This is a genomic window from Peribacillus huizhouensis, from assembly GCF_014138605.1.
GTDB lineage: Bacteria > Bacillota > Bacilli > Bacillales > DSM-1321 > Peribacillus > Peribacillus huizhouensis.
In genome coordinates, this window is record NZ_JACJHX010000004.1 from 240,859 (window position 1) to 261,102 (window position 20,244).

The 20,244-nt window shown below is 37.3% G+C and carries 14 protein-coding genes; 2 read left to right on the forward strand and 12 right to left on the reverse strand.

Annotation, left to right across the window (positions count from 1 at the left end; all coding sequences use genetic code 11):
- The first annotated feature begins 205 nt into the window (after window positions 1-205).
- Window positions 206-2,386 (forward strand): peptidoglycan D,D-transpeptidase FtsI family protein, encoded by a 2,181-nt coding sequence (locus HNP81_RS08770; protein WP_182502345.1) that lies wholly within the window; start codon window positions 206-208, stop codon window positions 2,384-2,386.
- A 308-nt stretch (window positions 2,387-2,694) separates the two neighbouring features.
- On the opposite strand, the gene fba is transcribed toward HNP81_RS08770, so the two are convergent.
- The 3 genes from fba to iolA form a co-directional block, all read right to left on the reverse strand.
- Window positions 2,695-3,534, reverse strand: a complete 840-nt coding sequence (fba, locus tag HNP81_RS08775) for a class II fructose-1,6-bisphosphate aldolase (protein WP_182502346.1) — start codon at window positions 3,532-3,534, stop codon at window positions 2,695-2,697.
- A gap of 114 nt (window positions 3,535-3,648) precedes the next feature.
- Window positions 3,649-4,641, reverse strand: a complete 993-nt coding sequence (gene iolC / locus HNP81_RS08780; protein ID WP_182502347.1) for a 5-dehydro-2-deoxygluconokinase — start codon at window positions 4,639-4,641, stop codon at window positions 3,649-3,651.
- A 274-nt stretch (window positions 4,642-4,915) separates the two neighbouring features.
- On the reverse strand, window positions 4,916-6,385 hold the full coding sequence (iolA, locus tag HNP81_RS08785) for a methylmalonate-semialdehyde dehydrogenase (RefSeq protein ID WP_182502348.1): 1,470 nt from the start codon (window positions 6,383-6,385) through the stop codon (window positions 4,916-4,918).
- A gap of 497 nt (window positions 6,386-6,882) precedes the next feature.
- Here iolA and HNP81_RS08790 point away from each other — a divergent pair, with 497 nt between their 5' ends.
- Window positions 6,883-7,650 (forward strand): DeoR/GlpR family DNA-binding transcription regulator, encoded by a 768-nt coding sequence (locus HNP81_RS08790; RefSeq protein ID WP_028389904.1) that lies wholly within the window; start codon window positions 6,883-6,885, stop codon window positions 7,648-7,650.
- 713 nt (window positions 7,651-8,363) lie between these two features.
- On the opposite strand, the gene HNP81_RS08795 is transcribed toward HNP81_RS08790, so the two are convergent.
- The 9 genes from HNP81_RS08795 to uxaC all read right to left on the reverse strand — a co-directional run bounded on the left by HNP81_RS08795 (window position 8,364) and on the right by uxaC (window position 20,092).
- A complete protein-coding gene (locus HNP81_RS08795; protein ID WP_182502349.1) occupies window positions 8,364-9,539 on the reverse strand; it encodes a M20 family metallopeptidase in 1,176 nt (391 codons plus the stop codon).
- Between the two features lie 3 nt (window positions 9,540-9,542).
- The gene (locus tag HNP81_RS08800) at window positions 9,543-10,772 is read right to left on the reverse strand and encodes a Zn-dependent hydrolase (RefSeq protein ID WP_182502350.1); all 1,230 of its coding nucleotides are present in this window, start codon (window positions 10,770-10,772) and stop codon (window positions 9,543-9,545) included.
- Window positions 10,773-10,787: 15 nt separating this feature from the next.
- On the reverse strand, window positions 10,788-11,975 hold the full coding sequence (locus HNP81_RS08805) for a hypothetical protein (RefSeq protein ID WP_182502351.1): 1,188 nt from the start codon (window positions 11,973-11,975) through the stop codon (window positions 10,788-10,790).
- Window positions 11,976-12,571: 596 nt separating this feature from the next.
- Complete coding sequence (locus HNP81_RS08810) at window positions 12,572-13,663, reverse strand: mechanosensitive ion channel family protein (RefSeq protein WP_028389899.1); 1,092 nt, start codon at window positions 13,661-13,663, stop codon at window positions 12,572-12,574.
- Window positions 13,664-13,911: 248 nt separating this feature from the next.
- Window positions 13,912-15,096 carry a DHH family phosphoesterase gene (locus HNP81_RS08815; RefSeq protein WP_028389898.1) on the reverse strand — a complete coding sequence of 395 codons (1,185 nt, stop codon included), beginning with the start codon at window positions 15,094-15,096 and terminating at the stop codon, window positions 13,912-13,914.
- A 174-nt stretch (window positions 15,097-15,270) separates the two neighbouring features.
- Window positions 15,271-15,861, reverse strand: a complete 591-nt coding sequence (locus tag HNP81_RS08820; protein ID WP_182502352.1) for a lysophospholipid acyltransferase family protein — start codon at window positions 15,859-15,861, stop codon at window positions 15,271-15,273.
- 197 nt (window positions 15,862-16,058) lie between these two features.
- Window positions 16,059-17,516, reverse strand: a complete 1,458-nt coding sequence (locus HNP81_RS08825; RefSeq protein ID WP_182502353.1) for a tagaturonate reductase — start codon at window positions 17,514-17,516, stop codon at window positions 16,059-16,061.
- An 84-nt stretch (window positions 17,517-17,600) separates the two neighbouring features.
- Window positions 17,601-18,602 carry a LacI family DNA-binding transcriptional regulator gene (locus HNP81_RS08830; RefSeq protein WP_182502354.1) on the reverse strand — a complete coding sequence of 334 codons (1,002 nt, stop codon included), beginning with the start codon at window positions 18,600-18,602 and terminating at the stop codon, window positions 17,601-17,603.
- Window positions 18,603-18,676: 74 nt separating this feature from the next.
- Complete coding sequence (gene uxaC, locus HNP81_RS08835) at window positions 18,677-20,092, reverse strand: glucuronate isomerase (protein WP_182502355.1); 1,416 nt, start codon at window positions 20,090-20,092, stop codon at window positions 18,677-18,679.
- Window positions 20,093-20,244: the final 152 nt, after the last annotated feature.

The following is a 20,244-nucleotide window of genomic DNA, read 5'->3' on the forward strand; positions in this document are numbered from 1 at the left end:
CAAACATTGTACCTTATTACGGAAGAACGTTTCAAAGACTCAATTGAAGAAAATCTATTATAAAGACAACCAAGATTCTTCAATAATGTTCCGATTAATTTTAATACAGCGATTCAATATCCATCTATTAACACACTAGTAAAATAACACCATATTATATATACTTATGTAGTTGACTATTTTAAAAGGAAGTGTATGACTTGTAATGAAAAGAGAAAAAAAGAAAAAGACTCATATTCCTTTTAGATTAAATATGCTTTTCTTAATTGTTTTTCTTTTATTTTCACTATTGATTCTTCGGCTTGGCCTTTTGCAGATCGTTTTTGGAGAAGATTATAAAAGAGAAATCGAAAGAACCGAAGATGTAATTGTGAACAATCCCGTTCCGCGAGGAAAAATGTATGATCGTAATATAAAGGTAATAGTAGATAATGAACCGTTGAATGCAATCACCTATACAAGAAGCCAAACTACAAGGGCAAGAGAAATGCTGGAAACAGCAGAAAAACTGGCACAGTTTATCACTAAAGAACCCGATAAGATAAGAGAGCGTGATCGTAAGGATTTCTGGATTCTCAAAAATCCGGAAGAAGCAGAGGCAAAAATCACGAATGCCGATCGAAAGAAGGTTACAGAAGGTGAACTTGAAGAAAAAGATCTATACAAATTACAGATTGAAAGAATTACAGACGAAGAAATAAATTCCTTTACAAAGGACGAGCTTGAAGTACTAGCGATTTACCGTGAATTTTCAAGTGGGTATGCACTAACCCCTCAAATAGTAAAAAATAGAAATGTGACTGAACATGAGTTTGCAACGGTCAGTGAACATCTTGATGAACTGCCGGGAGTAGGAATTACAACGGATTGGGACCGAACTTATTCATATGGTAATACGCTTAAATCAGTGTTAGGAGTAGTATCATCATCGGAAGAAGGACTTCCTAGTGAAAAGCTTGATTACTATCTTTCACTTGGCTACAGCAGAAATGACAGAGTAGGAAAAAGCTATATTGAAGCACAATATGAAAATGTTTTGCAAGGAAAGAAAGCAAAAATGAAAAATGTTACAGATAAGGCCGGAAATGTTGTGTTGTCAGAAGTCGTTTCAGAAGGCCAACGAGGAAATGATTTAGTTTTAACGCTTGATATGGATCTACAGCTTGCAATTGAAGAAGAGATTGAAAGAAAATTGATTCAATCTAAAGCCTTAGGAAATACCAAATTTCTCGACCGAGCATTTGTTGTTTTAATAGATCCTAGAACTGGAGAAATTTTAACAATGGCTGGAAAGCAATATACGAGGAACAAGGAAACAAGGAAACACTCCATTACCGATTTTGCACTCGGGAATATTACTACATCCTATACAGTCGGTTCAAGCGTAAAAGGAGCTACCGTCTTAACGGGCTACCAAACAAAAGCCATTCAGCCTGGCCAAATTATTAACGATACTACGATGCGAATTAAAAATACACCGCCAAAAGGTTCCTATACCAACATGGGCCCTATCAATGACTTAACTGCTTTGAAGCGTTCATCAAACGTATACATGTTCAAGACCGCTATCGCCATAGGAAAAGGTAATTATGTCCCGAATCAACCGTTAAATTTGAAAAACCCTAATGCATTTTTGACCATCCGAAATTCATTCGCTAATTTTGGTCTTGGTGTACGAACTGGTATTGATTTACCAAATGAAATGGTAGGATTTAAGGGTGTAGAAACAAATCCGGGAAAATTAATGGACTTGGCTATTGGACAGTATGATACATATACTCCCATGCAATTGGCTCAATATGTGTCAACGATTGCAAATGGAGGATATAGGATGAAGCCACATCTAGTAAAAGAAATCCGAAATTCAGAAAATAGTAATGACGAACTCGGGGTCATTCTAGAGGAAATTAGGCCTACTGTATTAAATAAACTTGATATGAAGGATTCATGGATCAATCGGATTCATGAAGGCTTTGAGAAAGTTGCAATGGAGCCCGGTGGTACTGCCTATAAATATTTCGCAAAAAAGAAACTGCCATATACCGTTGCTGCAAAAACCGGTACAGCAGAGGCATTCTATGATGGACCAACCAAGGATAAATATAACGGCCTCCAGAAAACGACCAATTTAAGTATAGTCGGATATGCCCCAGCGGCGAATCCTGAAGTGGCCTTTGCCGTAGTTGTCCCTTGGGCTAATCAAGGGAAGCCTGAACTCACTTTAAATAAAGATTTAGCAGTATTTGCCATGGATACATATTTCGAATTAAAACAAAAACGCCAGGAAGAAGGCGGTACTAGCTCAACAGTAGAACTGAAAGTTGATAATAGCGACGATGTAATACAAAAGCAAGCTAAAGTACGTTTAAGCCAAGACAATGATTAAAACAAAAAAACATGCCCGTCTTTAGTCTGAACCCCATAAATGGGATTCAGAAAAAACACATTTATGCCGTAACCAGTTCTCGATATTTAATGGGGCCTGGTTACCCTTATGTAATATAGTTATATCTATACAACATAAGAGGTGTTTTTTCCTTTGTCCCACTCTAATGGTTCAGTTTATTTGGGACATGTTTTTTTGTGTGAGGATTTGAAGATTTATTTATTAATAAAAGTAAAGTTTCTTTTTTTCTCAGTACTTCAATTTTTTTGAAGTAAACACGTGTAGTGAAAATAAGGGCATTCGTACGCTTATGCTTTATTACTTGTTTTGTACTCTTTCATTTTAGCCTTAATTGTTGCAATGATTGCTTCTTTACCTGGTGTGAGTATTGTACGAGCATCATACACCTTCGTGTCAGACGCTAACACTTCACGAACAGCTTTTGCCCATGCTTGTAGACAGTCTGTATTCACATTAATTTTGGCATGACCGAGTTCTATCGCTTTTTGTATTTGATAATCAGGTATACCCGAACCACCATGAAGTACAAGCGGTACGTCCGTCATATCTGAAATTAGTTTCATCTCAGCAAAACCTAGTATAGGTTCCCCTTGATAGGGTCCATGAACAGAGCCGAGCGCTGCTGCTAATGCATCTACCCCTGCTTCTTTTACAAGACGTACACATTCTTTGGGATCTGCATATTTGATTCCACCTACAAGCCCATCTTCCATACCACCAACTGTTCCAACTTCCGCTTCTACGGAAACTTCATGGGGACGTGCATAAGCAACAACTTGTTTTGTCATCGTGATATTTTCAGCAATAGGATAATGAGAGCCGTCAAACATAACAGAACTAAAGCCAGCATCAATCGCTTGTTTACACCGATCAACACTCATACCATGATCTAAATGCAAGGCCACTGGCACAGTTATGGCCATTTCTTCTACAAGAGTATGAACCATTGTCGCAATAATTTTAAAGCCGCCTAAATAATCTACGAGTCGATCGGATGCAGCTACAATGACAGGCGCTTGCTCTTCTTGTGCAGCTTGTAAAATAGCTTCTACCCACTGGAAGTTATTCATATTATATTGCCCAACAGCATATTTGCCTTCTTTAGCTTCTATTAGCATCTCTTTCATAGATACTAACTTCCTAGAAACTAACGTCACTAATAATCACCTCAATTCTAAACAGATTATTAATTATTGACTAGATCCATTAGCCGCTGTTTTTTCTAATACTGTAAACTCCACCTATATTGTTACTTGCCCAGTTTTTCCGGAAATTAATTGTTCGATTTCTTCTACTGTCGGCATCGCTTCTGATGAACTATGTTTGCTTACTACAATAGCCGCTGATGCACTGCCATATTTTAAAGCGGTTTCAATTTCCATCCCTGAGATTAAAGCATATAAGAAAGCTGAAGCATAGGAATCACCAGCACCGAACGTTTTTAATACTTTTGTTAAATAAGCTTGACCTCTGAATGTTTGCCCTGATTTTGTGTAGGCATAGGAACCATCTACACCGTGTTTAATCACGATTAACTCTGGAGAATGTTTAAACAAATGATTGACGGTATTCTCGTTTTTTCCTTCTGCACTATTTTCCATTACATCAAATTCATCACGCGTACCAATAACAACATCAGCTTGCTTTGCTACTAATGAATAATACACAGACGTTGCCTCAGCAGATTCCCAAGTATAAGGTCGGTAATCCAATTCAAAAATTACTTTCACATCATTTTTCTTAGCAAGGTTTACTGCTTTTAATACCGCTTCACGGGATGGACTTTTCGAAAGCGCTGTACCTGAAACGAGTAAAATCTTTGATTGTTTTATGTAATCCTCATGAACCTCAGATGGTTTTATATAGAGGTCGGCTACATCTTCTCGGTACATTAAAATGCTACATTCTTCTGGACTTTTGATCTCTGTAAACGTTAATCCAGTTTTATGTCCCTCTTGATCTATTACCATATTAGATGTATCAATCCCAACACCACGTATATATTGTTCGATAAAACGGCCATGTTGATCATCAGAAAGTTTACCGATAAATCCCGCTTTTAACCCTAGCTTAGAACCGCCAATCGCAATATTTGCTGGTGAACCACCTACGTATTTTGAAAATGTCATCGTTTCTTCCATCGGACGGTTATACTCGACTGCGTTTAAATCAATGCAAGCACGACCAATCGCGATGATGTCGTATTTTCTCTCTGTATTAAATTCATATTTCATCTCGGATAACAGCTCCTTTTCTGTAGAAAAGGGGCGGGCTTAGCAAAAACAGCTCCGCACCGCCACCTTCATTATATGGTACAGTTTTTAGATCCTGAGGCCAGCAGATGGATCTGAATCAGGTAAAATATTATGTACATGATATAAATTCAATCAAGACAGAGAAGAGTTGTTTATTCAACCCTACTTCTATTAGCAAACTAGGAAACTCTCTCTGTCTTAATCTTTCAGGAATTCATAAATTTCACAAGCCTACCTTCATCAAATAACCCTCTTATTCAAATGTTGGTTCTACATAGCGTGCTGTGACAACTTTTTTTCGAGTATAGAAATCAACGCTGTCTTTTCCATTTGCGTGTAAAGTACCAAAGAATGATGATTTCCATCCAGAGAATGGGAAAAGTGCCATTGGAGCTGGTACACCTAAATTAATTCCTAACATCCCTGCGTCAATATTTTCACGGAAGTAACGTACTGAATGAGCATTGGTTGTAAATAGACAAGCTCCATTAGCAAATTCCGATTGATTCGCTATTTCAACCGCTTCTTTTAAATTTTTCACACGAATGATTGATAAAACCGGAGCAAAAATTTCATCTTTCCAAATTGTCATTTCCGTTGTAACACCATCGAAAATAGTTGGTCCAACGAAATAGCCATCTTCAGGTGAGTTAGTACGACCATCACATACAAGATTAGCGCCTTCTTCAATCCCTTTTTCAATATAGTTGATCGTACGTTTATGATTCTCTTCTCTAATAACAGGACCTAAAAATACACCATCATCAAGGCCGTTGCCAATTTTAATAGATGCTGTTTTCTCTTTTAGCTTCGCCATAAATGCATCGGCAATTCCTTCTTCGACTGTTACGACAGCACACGCCATACAACGTTCACCTGCCGAACCAAATGCTGCCCCGATAATATTTGTCACCGTTTCTTCTAAATCAGCATCATTTAGAACAATTGTGTGGTTTTTAGCGCCTGTTAACGCTTGAACACGTTTTAAATTCTCGCTTCCTCGTTTGTATACATATTCTCCAACTGGTTTAGAGCCTACAAATGAAATAGCCTTAATATCAGGATGATCTAGAATACCATTTACGACATCGTGGGCACCATGAACCACATTAAATACGCCCTTTGGAAGACCTGCTTCTGTAAATAATTCTACTAATCTTTGAGTTAAAAGCGGAGTTCTTTCCGATGGTTTCAAAATAAACGTATTCCCTAACGCAATGGCCATTGGGAACATCCAACATGGCACCATCATCGGAAAGTTAAATGGTGTAATCCCGCCAATAACTCCGATTGGATAGCGATATGTTGTTGCCTCAACATCTGTAGCAATGGAAGATAGTGAATCTCCCATCATTAAGGATGGTGCACCCGCTGCAAATTCGACATTTTCAATTCCACGTTGCACTTCACCTAATGCTTCAGTCAGATTTTTCCCATTTTCAATCGTAATCAGGCGAGCTAGTTCCTCTTGATGTTTTATTAATAATTGATGAAAATTGAACAAGATTCTCGCACGTCGTGGTACGGCAACTTTGCTCCATTTTTCAAATGCCTGTTTAGCGATCTGTGCCGCATATTCGATATCTTCTTTTGTTGAAAGTGGTACTTGAGCAATGACTTCTTTAGTTGCTGGATTATAAACATCTTCATATTGAGCTGTTTTGCTTTCAACCCATTCCCCATTTATATAATTTTTTAGTTTTTCTACTGCTACTGTTGACATGTCAGTTCCTCCTTTGAGAATACTTTAAATTTTGGATACACTGATACCTTCTTACTAACTTATCTAATTGATTATCAAAACTGTATTCCATCAAAAGATTCAAAGTTGTTGAATTTTATTATCTTTTGGATATCTTTTGATCACTTTATGATTAGAGTATATAAATAAAAGCGTTTTCAGTCAAACATTTTCTCTTAATTCAGTTATTTTTTGTTAATTAAGCAAATTCATATTCAAAAATCAGCCAATCAAAGGGGTTACTTAATTTAAAAGTATTCTTATTCATCTATATTTTTTAATGTCATTAAATATAATGATTAAGTTTTGGTTAAGTATTGATATAGTCTATCTAATATGACATACTATAACCAATTATCTTGATAGTCGATTTTGTTAAAATGTATTATATTATGGAGACATATTTACATGTTATCATCTAATGACTCTATGACAATGTAACGAAACACTAATATATAAGTAAATAAGGATGGGTAACTATGATAAAAGTAAAGCGAATTAACCTAATTCGAGATTATATTTTTGAACATCAAACTGTATCTTTTGATGAACTTGTGAAAGTGTTTAATGTATCCAAAAATACAATTAGACGTGATATTCAGTTGTTAGTCGAAAGCGGAGAAATTAAAAAGGTATATGGTGGAGTCGCTGTGAATCATTCAACACTTGTATCCTTTACGGAAAGAATCTCACGTAATCAACAACTAAAAATATTAATTGCTCAATCAGCCGCACAATATGTGGAGGATGGGGATATTATATTTATTGATTCAGGGACAACGACTTTAGAAATGTTCGAGTTTTTAAAGACTAAAGAATTGACAATTATTACGAATAATCTTGACTTTATTATTAATTCTCTCCCATATGAAAATTTAAATGTCATTTCAACGGGCGGAATGTTGGACCGTAAAACGAAATCGTTTGCGATTTTAAAGAAAATGGATTTATTAAAGGCATATAATATTAACAAAGCGTTCATGGCGTCAACAGGTATTTCCATAACTAATGGTGTAACTAATTCATCACCTCTTGAAAACGAAATAAAACAAACAGTTGTGGAAAGAAGTTCAGAAGTATATTTATTGGTTGATCATTTTAAATTTGATAAATCTGCTGTAATGACTTATTGCACATTAGATCAGATTGATTATCTGATTACCGACACCCTACCAGATGAAACATATCAAGAATTTGCAAAAGAGAACGGAATTCATCTTGTTACTGCCAATGAAGTAACTTTGTAAATTTGGGACAAAAGTTTTCGATCGATAAAGCCTGTCATCACCGTAAGATTCATTATAGTAGTTGATTCGCTGTTGTTGTGAGAAGTGTGATCATACTGTTTTATGCCTTAAGGTGATACAGCAAAAACAAGGTGTTCAAACGATGTTGCATATACCTATATCTATCTCATCATTCTTTGTCTACAAGAATGGTGAGTTTTATTGTAAGCGTCTACAAAGTGCGAGAGGTGAGATAATATGCATGCAGCTTAATTAAGAAGCAATCACAGTTTTATTAGTGGCGACAAAGCGAGTAGATGGAACTGATCGGGAAAATATTAAATTTTAAAAGAGTGTACTCTGACAAAATGGGGCTCCATACAATCTGTTCATTTTAGTCTGGTGTGTAAATTTCGATTCCAGCGCGTAAAGGGCCTGTTCCGGCTCGCAAATCTCTTTTCTGGCGCGTAAAGGGCCCGTTCCCGCTCGCAATTCTCTTTTCTGGCACGTAAAGGGCCCGTTCCCGCTCGCAATTCTCTTTTCTGACTCGTAAAGTTTGCCCGTTCCCGCTCGCAATTCTCTTTCAGAAACAAAAACCATGTAACGCATCCGAGAAACAAGACAAAGAAGGTGTCCAAAAGAGCTTGACATTACACTTTGTACAAGAAATTTAGTCTGCGTGAAGTGTATAATGTCTAAACCCATTGGTTTTGCACCTTCTTTTGTTTACTCTGTTATTCGTTCAAATATGCCCATGCATATTGTGCGTATAGTTCTGCTCCAGTACCAAGAGCGTCTTCGTCAATATTGAATTTGCCATGGTGATGTGCCCATTCCGTATCTTTTTCAGGATTTCCACTCCCCACTAATGCAAAGCTACCAGGGGCTTCATCTAGATAGAAGCTGAAGTCTTCGCCACCCATTGTCGGTTTTTCAGAATATAAAACATCCTCACCAAATGCTTCTGAAGCGACCTTTTGTACGAACTTAGCACTGTGTTCATCATTAATAACCGGTTGGGTTCCGCGGATATATTCAACTTTGGCGCTTGCACCGTAAATGTTGGCGACATTTTCAGCGTATTGCTCGATTTGTTGTTCAATATGAGCTCGCGTTTCATTGTCAAAACAACGGACAGTCCCTTCGATGACAGCATTTTCGGCAATGACGTTGAACCGTGTGCCTACATCCATTTTGCCTATCGTTAGAACGGCAGGTTTTTGCGGGTCAATCGTTCTTGATACAACTGATTGAACATTCATGACGAAAGAAGAGGCGACAATTGCTGCATCGATGCAATCTTGTGGCATAGCGCCATGACCGCCTTTTCCTTTAAATGTCACTCTGACAATATCTGCTGAAGCAAAAGATGGTCCCGGTGTACATGAAACTTTATGAGTCGGCATTTGTGACCATATATGAATACCGAATACATTATCAACGCCTTCCATTGCTCCTTGCTTCACCATTTCTCGTGCACCTGTTGCTGCTTCTTCAGCAGGCTGAAATATTAATCGGACAGTTCCAGGCAATTCTGCTTTTCTTTCATTTAGAGCTTTGGCTGCAATAAGCAACATGGCTGTATGTGAATCATGACCACAAGCATGCATTTTGCCATCTTCTTTTGAAGCATAAGGAAGATCTTTGTTCAATTCTTCAACAGGTAATGCATCCATATCAGCTCTTAAAGCCACAGTTTTTCCTGCCTGAGCCCCTACAATATTTGCAATGACACCAGTAGGATTTGTTCTACGATAAGGAATTCCTAGATTTTCTAGATATTCACAGATGAATGCGGTTGTGTTTTCTTCTTCCCATGATAACTCAGGTTCACTATGGAATTTTCTGCGTAACTCTGTTAGTTCTTCGCTATATGTCTGAATTGCTTCTTTAATTTTTTGATGAATCACTTTTTATTCAACCTCCGTTAAGTGCTTCGCAGCTTCAAAAAGAATTTGGACGCCTTCGGCCAAATGACGTGCATCTGACCATTCTTCTGGACAATGGCTAAGACCCTCTTTACTTGGAACGAAAATCATCCCTACATTTGTAACATCAGAAAAAATCATCGCATCATGACCGGCACCACTATTAATTGAGCAATACGGGATTTCTAATCTACTACTCTCTTGTTTCAATAAGGAGCGAATGTCTGTATTCAACTCTTTTGGTTGAATAAACAAAAGCTCTTCAACAGATGTTCGGATTCCATTTTCACTGTGAGACTGTATCAATTCTATTGTTTTTTGAATCATATTTCGTACGTTTTCTTCCTTACCAGATCTGATGTCCACAGAAAATACAACTTTGTCTGGAATGACATTGGCTCCATTTGGAAATACTTCTAGACGACCTGTTGTGATGACTGCCCCTTCTCCTTCATCGATTGCAAGATCCGGCAATTGGGCAATGATCTTCGCTGCGGCAACTAATGCATCTGAGCGGCGATCCATGGGAGTTGTACCGGCATGTCCTGCTCGCCCTTCTATCGTCACTTCCAATTGAGCCAACCCAACAATAGCTTCAACAACACCGATTGGAATATTCTTTTCTTCTAGAATCGGACCTTGTTCGATATGCATTTCCAAAAATGCCTTTATTGTATTTGGCTTTCTCTCTTTGGCTAATGAAGAATCTAGTCCGATTTTTGACATTGCCTCTTCCGTCGAGATGCCGTCTTTGTCTTTTAGATTTTTAAAATCATCCGCACTCAGTGAACCGATAATTCCTCGTGATCCCATCAGTCCGCCACCAAATCTTGATCCTTCTTCTTCGACCATCGCGATGACTTCCAAGGGATATTTCGGTTTTAAATGATTTTCAGAAAAGAGAGCGGCAACTTCCAAACCTGCAACAACTCCGGCAGTCCCGTCATACGCCCCACCATTCGGGACAGAATCAAAATGGGAACCGATGAGAACACTCGGTCCACCTTTTAAACTACCTTCAAGCTTTCCGAAAATATTACCGAGACCATCTTCCGAAACGGTTAGGCCATATTCCTTCATTTTTTCCTTGATATAATTTCTTGCTTGCAAATCTTCTTTGCTGTACGTAAGGCGAGTAACCCCTTTTTCAGGTGTTGATGTAAATGCACTCAAAGCGTTTATATGGCTTTCAATTCGATGTTGAGACTCTTCCATAATATCCCTCCTTGTTTACAAAAACCCTACGAAAATACCTGCTAATATTACAGACACGATTGTAACAGTGATGAAACCGCCGACGAGCATTGGTGGCAGCATATGACTCGTTAGCACTTCTTTTTCTTTCTCGTCATTCGTTAAAGACTTGATGACTTCATTCGTGATGATATAGTCTGCTGGAAACCCATATAAGGCTGTTAACGATACAGCAAACGCCATTTCTTTACTCACTTTTAAAACCTTACCGATAATAAATGAGAATATATACATTCCGATGACTGCTAAAATAATACAAACAATAAGAGGATATAAGATCTCAAGCATCATACTTGGTGTCGCCTTTTGCAAACCGTCGAAAATGAAAAGCATAAGAGCCATAATGGAGAAACCGAACCCATTCGCTTTTTGTAAAGGTTGTTTTTCCAAAAATCCGACACTTTTTGCGATAATCCCAAACAATAAACATAGGACAAGTGCATTTACCGTTACGAACGGCGCAAGTAAAGTAGAGACAAGATAGGCAAGGTAACCAACTAAGGCTAGTCTAAAAAATTTGAAATATTCCGTATTATATTTTTCCGGCAAATATTTGAAAAGTTTAAGTTCCTGCTCTTTTTCTACTTCCACACCATTTTTCGCATCTTTGATTGTCAGCTCTCCACTACGGTATTTCTCAAGTAATCTTTTCCCTTCCTTTTTTAATACAATTGAAGTAATGGGATATCCTGCAAATCCTTGCATAACGTAGATGACGATTGCAAATACAGATAAAGACGCAAGTCCTGCTTCTTTGGCTCCTTCAGACATAATTAACGCTGATACAATTCCACCTACTAATGGAGGAATGGCAACAACGACTGTTTTAAAGTCGAAAATTAATGTTCCAATCGTAAATAGTATCGCGATAATTCCTAAAACACCAGAAAGGGCAATGACAATGGTCCTCCATTGATTCTTCAATTCTTGAAGAGAAAGCAAAGTCCCCATATTTGTAATTAATAAGAACATCATCATCGTCGCAACCACTGGTGGTACTCCAGCCACCGCTACGATGTCTGTAGGGAAAAATGTCCAATATCCAATCAGAAATAGTACAGCACAAACGAATACAGACGGTACCCAGGCTTTTGTACGAACAGCTACTACGTCACCTATATATAAAATTAATACAAGAATAACTAAAGCTAACATCTGTGGCATAAGATTCACTTCACTTTCATATAATGTGTTAATATTTTAATATTTTAAAATATTAACACAGGATTATGTAAATTGAAAGATAATTTCGATTTTTAGGTTAATTAAAATAAAAACCCAGAAATGAAAGTGCTTTATTTAGCAGTTTATTGAAAAAATTACCTGAAGTTCACGATATTATACTGTCTCTGCCCCAGGTAATTTAAAACATATTCGCTCATTTTTAGGTGAACCATTACAATATTTGTATAATATTCAATCTCAACAGCACATCAGGTTGGTGATTGAATGAAAAATATAGGACATAATTTCTGAAAACGTTAAAGTGGAGAATGATAGTAGTTACCTCTTTTTAAACAGATAAGCTAGTTGAGGCCTCTAGGTTTTTGAATCATCAAATGATTCATATTTGTCGTGCCCGTAGGTATAGTCATAACTTTCTCCATTTAACTTCCATACTAAAAAACACACGTCTAAACCATTTAAATAATTTGAATGGTTTAGACGTGTGTTTTTATCAATTATCGTTTTTTCGATAGCAAATTTTTCAGATCATGTCGCCAAGTTCAGCAGTTTAATGCACTATCAGTATCCTCACTTCAAGATCCTTCATACTCAACTTTACTATTTGCTTCTAATTTTGAATCTACATACAATCTTCTATTCGGTATCGCAAGAGAAACCCCTTCATTATCAAGAATATCCATTATTTCAAAATTAATTTCTTCTTTTATTTTTAAGAATTCTATCCAGACGGTTGTTTTCGTAAAAAAGTATAAGTAAATGTCTAGCCCATCTATCCCGTATTTATCAAACTTAACAACGATTGTGTCTTGGTGGACGTCAACGTGATTTTTTAACATGTACTCAATCTGTTTAATCACATCTTCTAATTTATCTTTAGGCGTTTCATACGTGACACTTATGTTGAACACAATTCGCCTTTTCCCCATTTCACTCCAGTTCGTGATTGTTTCATTTGCTAATTTTGCATTAGGTACTGTTACGAGTGCTTGAGCGAATGTGCGTATTTTCGTACTTCTGAAAGTAATCGTCTCAACGGTTCCTTCCACGCTAGGTGTCAAAACCCAATCCCCAATTGTAAAAGGTTTTTCGGTAATAATAACGATTCCTCCAAATAAATTACCAATTGCATCCTTTGCTGCTAGGGCAATTGCAAGTCCGCCTAAACCTAACCCTCCAACAAAACCAATAACATTATAATCAAATTCCTCTGCTATCGCACTAAAACTGATGACTACGATGATAACTCGTAATACTTTAGACAAAAACGGGATGAGTATCTTATCGATTTCAAAATTGAATCTTTCGTTAAGCCTTGCAAAAACAAGTCTAGATGAAGATGTTAAGTTATACAATCCCCAACCGACAATAAAGATAATCGTGGATTTTACTAATTTAATAAATAACACATGCGCATGATCCAAATATGGGAAATACCAAACAGAAACATAAATACCTAATAGAATGAACAACCACTGAATCGGTTTTTCAAATGATAAAAAAATGTGATAAAAAAAAGTGTGTGGTGCTTTTTGGCTTACTTTTAAAAGAAGCGCAATAACATACTTTGCAAATATCTTCCGAAAAATAAGGAATAGTAAAAAGATTCCTATTGAAATTGCTACATGATTTATAAATTCATATGAAAAAATAAATTTCCATGACATAACGATCTAGCTCCTAACAAGCCTTGTCAAAGCAAGGTAGATTTAACGTTGCAGGTTCTTCTAGTACCATTATATATTCCTATAATGACCTACTTTATTATCCGCAATTTTGCTGAAAAGTAGTCAAAAAAAAGAGGATGCCCTATAACAAAAAGGCCAGATCTCACATCTAATATATCGTTTAGGACGTGTAAATGACACGATAAACGGTACATAGAATGTGAGGTCTGACCCTTTGGGACACCATCTTATTTTTTATAATAAGGTGAGAATTTTAGTAAATGGCCAATCCAATCCGCATCTCTAACTAACGCTGCAAAGAATTCCTTCTTCACATGCTTTTCCGCTGCTTCAAATGAAGGGAAGGTTGTTGTAAGTGGTTTCTGATTTACCTCAATCACCCAATCTCCCTTACCTTTTTGATACACAAAAATTGATTCGTCAGTTTTCCCTTTATAAAGAGAACCGCTTGGAGCACCTTTCAAATTATAATGATTGTTATAGGCATCACGCTTTAGCGGCTCCAAATAGAATGTTTGTTCAACGAATTGTTTAAATGCCTTCTCAGTTAAGTTACATCCTGAAGCTTTGCGATGTCCACCACCGTCATAAAGCGCCGCAATTTCAGAAACATCCACAGCTTCGTGAATCGTTCGTAAACTAATTCGTTTACTACCGACCATTACTATCGCAATATAGTCAAGGTGGGTAAACTCTTTGGAAAGCTCATTCCCAAGCTCTGAATGATAGTTTTCCCCATGAACAATGCCTGCTAAATGTTCTCCTATAACCACTTGATACACTTCACGCTTTTTTCGATTTATGTAACGTGTTACTCTGCTTTCTTCAACATCAAGTAACTTACTTTCAATCTCATCAAATTGAAACGGTTCGCTCCTATTGAGTTTCGTCAAAATTTTCCCTTCAAACTCATCAATTGATATCATGAAGAAAAGATCGTTTAATTTCTTTGCAGTGAAATTTTGATTTACATCCCACTCCCATGTATCATACTGCCTCACTAATTCAACGAACTCATCTGCACTTTTTGTTTTTGTAAGCAAGTCGTTTGTAGCTAAGTAATCGTATAAAAGTGATGTAGCTGATGTTAACTTGCCATCTTCCTGCTCAACCGTTACAGACGCCCAAGCATGTTCATTCAGATGCAGCGCCGATTTATGATGATCAATTAACAATGCCTTTCCGCCAGCAGCAACATATTCATTAATTTTCTTTTCATTCTCTTCGTTCACAGATAAATCAGTAATAATGAGTGTGTCCATTCCCGTAGCATTTTCAAGAAATTCAGCCACTTGATGATTCAATCGAGCAATCGAATTATAGCTCACCTTAACTTCATTCCCCCAAGCAAGCTTAGCGACAATTCCACAGCCGACTCCATCTAAATCATTATGTGAAAAGAGATGGTACATATAACCCCTCCTAAAAACAGATATTTTATAGCTTACCCTAATTTGGCATTTTCCTTCATAATTAAAGGCCTTAGTAAAAAGAAAAAACGACTTTAATAAGTGCGCATGAGCGAAGGCGTTTACACCAAAAACAGTCTAGGATATTTTACCATTACAACAACAACTTTCAAACAATTAAGAGCTTATACGCTGTTCCAATGCTTTAAAGACATCCGATAATTCCGTTGTTACAAGGTCCAGCTCATCCTTCCCTTTCTTAGCTGAATCTAGATAAATCGGTTCACCAAGAATAATCGTAATCGGCTGCTTTTTAAATAAATCCTTAAAACCGGTTGGACCAGAGTAAGCAGCTGGCACGATTGGCACACGAGCTAATTTCGCTATCGTAACCGCTCCCCGCTTTAACGGAACCTCATCAGATGTTCTCGTGCCAGAAGGAAAAATCCCCACATTCTCACCTTGCTTTAATAATTGAATCGGAATCTTCACCGTGCTCGTACCAGGGTTATCACGATCAACAGGAAATGCATTGATTTTCCTTAGAAACCAACCGATTGCTTTATTCTGGAATAATTCTTTCTTAGCCATAAAATGAATTTCCGCAGGTAAAATCGAGACGCCGAGCGCCAGAATGTCAACCCACCCTCGATGTGTACAAGCAATGACATAGCCAGACTCTACAGGCAGATTCTCGATATTTTTCACAATCAATTTGCCACGTAACTTTAACAGGAATCTCACTAACTTAGCGACAGGTGTATACATTCACTTTCACTCCTATATGGATAGATACATCCATTTTATCACTAAGTTTTATTACTTGGTACTAATATCTGCTTCCCTCTTTATTTTTGACTTTTTTAGATCCTAAATCACTACTGTTAATATCCTTTAATTCGGATTCCCTTACCTGTACTCCCCCCCCCTTCTTGAAGTAAATCTCTTACTGATCTCCTTTCCATTCATCCCCCTTCCACAATACATTTAAGCGCTTTCTTCATTCCGTTCTTTTCTATTTCGATCAGATTTCTCGTCACTTTTTCCGTCAATCCTGGAATGTCATTTAGATCAAGACCCCATACGTCCTGTAACCCAAGAGCAGCATAAACCACTTTCTCATATTGATCTATCGAAGATGCCGCCCCCCATTCATTTCTGAAAAACTCCAAAAGAGACGGATCATCATCTAATGGAATGCTCTCTTCTCCCCGCTTCCCTTTGTAAAAATACAATAAGGAACTTAGTGAAAAGACAAGTTTTTCTGGTAATGAATTTGTTCGCCTTACATAATCAAGTAGAATTGGAACATTTCTTGCTTTGAATTTTGAGATGGAATTCATAGCAATACTAAGTAAATAATGCTGAATATAAGGATTAGCAAATCTCGCTAATATTTCATGGGAATAGGCCGTCAATTCTTCTTTGGATAAATTCGTAGCTGGAATGATTTCATCTGACATCAAACCTTTTATGAATGCCCCGATGATTTCATGATCTACCGCTTCTTTTACTGTGTCTACGCCATATAAATAGGCAATTGGCGTCATCGCTGAATGAACACCGTTAAGAAGACGGACTTTTCTAGTTCGGTAAGAAGACAAGTCATCCACGATAAATGCATGGATGGACGATTGGTCAATTGGCAATTCTTCTTTGATTGATTCTGGTCCTTCAATTGCCCATAAATGATAATGCTCTGAAACAACCATTAATTCATCGGTATATCCCAGTTCCTCTGTTTTTTTCGCCACTGTATCCTTAGGAAAACCTGGAACAATTCGATCAACTAAGCTATTGCAGAATATATTGGATTCATGAATCCATGTGTGAAATCCTTTCTCTAGATTCCATAAATCAGCTAGTTGCAAGACGATCTCCTTAAGACGTTGGCCATTGTCTTCAATGAGCTCACAAGGAATGATAATGCAGCCTTTTGTGGAATCACCTTGCCATGCACGGTAACGATGATAGAGAAAAGACGTTAATTTTCCAGGAAAGCTTTTTTGCGGTGCATCACAAAGCTTATCAGTTGGTTCATAATAAATTCCAGCTTCAGTTGTGTTAGAAATGATAAACCGGAGCTCTTCGCTTTCGGCTAATTCTAGATATTTCTCATAGTGATTAAAAAGATCAATTCCTCTACTAATACTATTCACGATCGTATGCTCTTCTACTTCTTTGCCATCTTTCATGCCTTGTAAGTAAAGGGTAAAAAGTCCGTCTTGATCGTTTAGCCGTTTAATTTTTTCCGACCCACGCGGCTGAACGACAACAACGCTGCCATTAAAATCTGTTTCCTTATTTAAAACAGCAATTTGCCAATCTACAAATGCACGCAAGAAGTTCCCTTCACCGAATTGGAGCACCTTTTCAGGATACTTCTTAGATTGCGGGCATATCTCACTACTCAATCTCTTCATTCTATTTTCCCCCTTTATTTGCACACGTTAACATTTTTATTTAAAGAACTCGCATCCCGATAATCTTGTTCGGGGATGAGTTCTTTAATAAATTAGCTTTTGTGCGGAATCCCGGATTTTCAATTCCGTTTCCACTAGTATGCGCTCGACTGGCAAATCGGGCCTCTCCATTAGCAGTAATAGTTTCTCTGCACCTTGCATACTGATTTTTTCAATTGGCCTTTTGACCGTCGTTAATCTTGGATTTGTATACTGTGAAAATCCAATATCGTCGAAGCCAACTACTGAAATATCCACTGGAATAGATAATCTATGAGCAAACGCCGCATTCATCGCTCCAATTGCCATATCGTCATTGGAACAAAACACGGCACTAGGCGGTTTTTCTAAAGAAAGTAGGGACTCCATCGCTTCATATCCACTCGCCATATCGTACTTCCCTTTACAGATATACTCATTCTTGATAGAAATCTGGCCATCGATCATTGCCTGAATATATCCTTCTTTTCTTTCTTTAGTCGATTTAAAGCCCTCTATTCCTTCAATGATTGCAATATCGCGATGGCCCTCATTAATTAAATAGGTAACGGCTTCATAAGCACCGATCCGATCATCTGATAAGATGTTATGAATCAACGTTTCATTCATTTCTCGGTTTAAGACGACTAATGGAATTTTTTGATTCAAGATATGATAGATGAATATATGGTCTTCATCAGATTGACTCATGAGGATAACGCCGTCAAAACGATGGTTCGTTATAGAAGAAAAGTCTTTATAGTCGTCAATCCCTCGAACAAACAAGTTATATTCTCCACTAATCACACGGTTTACTCCTCTTACTGTATCTGAGAAAAAACTAGGAGAAGTTCCCTTTTCGATACTTGTGAAAAAAAGGCCAATCGTATGTGACTTTTGTAAGACGAGACTTTTCGCATTATAATTCGGTGAATAGTTTAATTGATTGGCAAGGTCAATAATTTTCTTCTTTGTATCCTCTTTAATTAAAGGACTGTTATTTAAGGCGCGCGAAACCGTTGTATGAGATACATTTGCTAGTTTTGCAATATCTTTAATCGTTACCATTTCATTCATCCTTTAAGACCGTATAATTTATTTAGCATAAGAATAACTGATACGCAGATTCATTCAACACTCTGCTATTCTGACGGATTATCAAAACCAAAGTATTCTTGAGCATTTTCATAGACAATTCCTTTGATGATTTTTTCTAATAACTCTTTGTCATAGGGAACTTCCCCATTTTCGACCCATTCGCCAATCAAATTACAAACAAGTCTTCTGAAATATTCATGTCTTGGATAAGAGAGGAAACTACGGGAATCTGTCAGCATCCCAAGAAAACGGCTAAGCAGTCCTACATTTGCCAATGTTTTCATTTGATCCATCATTCCATCCTTATGATCATTAAACCACCAAGCCGTTCCAAATTGGATTTTTCCAGGAGTTACACCGTCTTGAAAACTATTGATCATGCTGGCAATCACGTAATTATCATTAGGATTTAATGAATATAGGATTGTTTTTGGCAAAGCATTCATTTTATCAAGACCATCCAATAAGCGTACGAGTGGTTTAGCAATTTTCCCATCATTCATCGAATCGTATCCTGTATCTGGTCCAAGTCTCTCAAACATTTTCGTATTATTATTTCGCAAGGCATTGATGTGCAGCTGCATTGCCCAGCCTAATTCTGCGTACAAATTCCCAAGGAAACTTAATGTATACGTTTTATACTTGCCTTCTTCTTCAGATGTGATTTCCTTTCCTGATCGTTTGGATGCAAAAATTTCCGCTGCTTCTTCTTGCGTCGTTTCTTCATACATCATGACGTCAATCGCATGGTCGGAAACTCGGCCACCAATCGAGTGAAAGTAGCGGACACGAGACTCCAAAGCTTGAAGAAAATCTTCGTATGTTTCAATTGAAAGGTTTGCAACCTCTGCCAATTTCTCCACCCATGGCAAGAAAGTTTCCCGATTGATTTCAAGCCCTTTATCAGGACGAAAGCTAGGTAAAACGCTTACGTTAAATTCATTCTCCTCAGCTAACTGTACATGATATTCCAATGAGTCCGTTGGGTCATCTGTCGTACAGATCACTTGAACATTTGATTTTAGAATTAGATCCCTAGCGCCAAAGTTCTCACTGTTTAATTGAGCATTTACTTCTTCCCAAATTTTTGGAGCCGTTTTTTCATCTAAAATATCATATATCCCGAAGAATCGTTGAAGTTCAAGATGCGTCCAATTGTATAGAGGGTTGCCAATCGTCATCGGAACAGTTTTCGCCCAAGCTATGAATTTATCATAATCACTTGCATTTCCAGTCACAAATTCTTCATCGATTCCATTCGCCCGCATAACCCGCCATTTATAATGATCGCCGTATAGCCAAGCTTCAGTTATGTTTTTAAATTTCTTATTTTCAAAGATTTCTTTAGGATTCAAATGGCAATGATAATCAATAATTGGCATATTCTTCGCATAGTCATTATACAATGTAAGCGCTGTCTTGTTGTTTAATAAAAAATCTTCACCCATAAAAAGTTTCATATCTTCACCAGCTTTCAGTTTTTTTGATCCATAAATGTTAACGTTAACATTGTTATTCTATACCAAATTTTATGATAATTCAATTTATTCATCCCAATCGCGCTTTCAGTTATTACATAATGCCTTGAAAGTATTTTGACTGACGTAAACAA

Bases quoted from the DNA above. Each gene is read 5' to 3' on its own strand.
- HNP81_RS08770 (WP_182502345.1), top strand. From the start codon at position 206: ATGAAAAGAGAAAAAAAGAAAAAGACTCATATTCCTTTTAGATTAAAT.
- fba (WP_182502346.1), bottom strand. From the start codon at position 3,534: ATGAAAGAGATGCTAATAGAAGCTAAAGAAGGCAAATATGCTGTTGGG.
- iolC (WP_182502347.1), bottom strand. From the start codon at position 4,641: ATGAAATATGAATTTAATACAGAGAGAAAATACGACATCATCGCGATT.
- iolA (WP_182502348.1), bottom strand. From the start codon at position 6,385: ATGTCAACAGTAGCAGTAGAAAAACTAAAAAATTATATAAATGGGGAA.
- HNP81_RS08790 (WP_028389904.1), top strand. From the start codon at position 6,883: ATGATAAAAGTAAAGCGAATTAACCTAATTCGAGATTATATTTTTGAA.
- HNP81_RS08800 (WP_182502350.1), bottom strand. From the start codon at position 10,772: ATGGAAGAGTCTCAACATCGAATTGAAAGCCATATAAACGCTTTGAGT.
- HNP81_RS08805 (WP_182502351.1), bottom strand. From the start codon at position 11,975: ATGCCACAGATGTTAGCTTTAGTTATTCTTGTATTAATTTTATATATA.
- HNP81_RS08810 (WP_028389899.1), bottom strand. From the start codon at position 13,663: ATGTCATGGAAATTTATTTTTTCATATGAATTTATAAATCATGTAGCA.
- HNP81_RS08815 (WP_028389898.1), bottom strand. From the start codon at position 15,096: ATGTACCATCTCTTTTCACATAATGATTTAGATGGAGTCGGCTGTGGA.
- HNP81_RS08820 (WP_182502352.1), bottom strand. From the start codon at position 15,861: ATGTATACACCTGTCGCTAAGTTAGTGAGATTCCTGTTAAAGTTACGT.
- HNP81_RS08825 (WP_182502353.1), bottom strand. From the start codon at position 17,516: ATGAAGAGATTGAGTAGTGAGATATGCCCGCAATCTAAGAAGTATCCT.
- HNP81_RS08830 (WP_182502354.1), bottom strand. From the start codon at position 18,602: ATGGTAACGATTAAAGATATTGCAAAACTAGCAAATGTATCTCATACA.
- uxaC (WP_182502355.1), bottom strand. From the start codon at position 20,092: ATGAAACTTTTTATGGGTGAAGATTTTTTATTAAACAACAAGACAGCG.